The sequence below is a fragment of the Vibrio sp. YT-19(2023) genome (assembly GCF_033337395.1).
This window is the reverse complement of sequence record NZ_JAWOQN010000372.1, coordinates 1-782: the sequence shown is the minus strand read 5'-3', so window position 1 is coordinate 782 and position 782 is coordinate 1. Positions and strand designations below refer to the sequence as shown.

General features: G+C 49.5%; 1 protein-coding gene. It reads right to left on the bottom strand.

Annotated features, from left to right (window positions below; translation table 11 throughout):
* Positions 1–53: 53 nt before the first annotated feature.
* Positions 54–782 (bottom strand): UDP-N-acetylglucosamine 1-carboxyvinyltransferase (locus R7E78_RS25975; RefSeq protein WP_318058588.1); only part of this gene is annotated, 729 nt, incomplete at its 5' end.

The following is a 782-nucleotide window of genomic DNA, read 5'->3' as shown; positions in this document are numbered from 1 at the left end:
CTGAGTTTCGGCTCTCTTCATATCCAAGTCACCTGCTGTGCAGTTTAACTTGACTAGCTCACTCGCTCAATATTTGCGCCAAGTGCAGCCAGTTTATTTTCAATTTTGTCATAACCGCGATCGATGTGATAAATACGATCTACGATGGTTTCGCCTTTCGCGATACAACCAGCAATCACCAAACTTGCCGAAGCTCGTAGATCCGTTGCCATCACTTGTGCACCACTTAGTGATTCAACGTCACCACAAATAACCGTGTTACCTTCAATCTCCGCTTTCGCCCCCATACGCATCAGCTCAGGCACGTGCATAAAGCGGTTTTCAAAGATAGTTTCAGTGATCACGCCGCCGCCTTTCGCCATCATGTTCAATAGCGTAAATTGCGCTTGCATGTCTGTCGGGAAACCAGGGTGAGGCGCAGTGCGAATACTTACTGCTTTTAACTCGCGGTCTGTCATATCAACAGAGATCCAGTCTTCGCCTGTCTCCACCAATGCGCCCGCTTCTTCTAACTTCGCTAGAACCGCTTCAAGCAAGTGACCGTTGGTATTACGACAAACCACTTTACCGCCAGATACCGCTGCAGCTACTAGGAATGTCCCAGTTTCAATACGGTCTGCTACGACACTGTGCTTGCCGCCACCTAAGCGCTCAACACCTTCGATAGTGATGGTGTCTGTACCCGCGCCAGAGATTTTCGCGCCAAGTTTATTTAGGAAATCCGCCGTATCGACGATTTCAGGTTCGCGCGCTGCGTTGTCTAACGTTGTGGTACCTTCGGC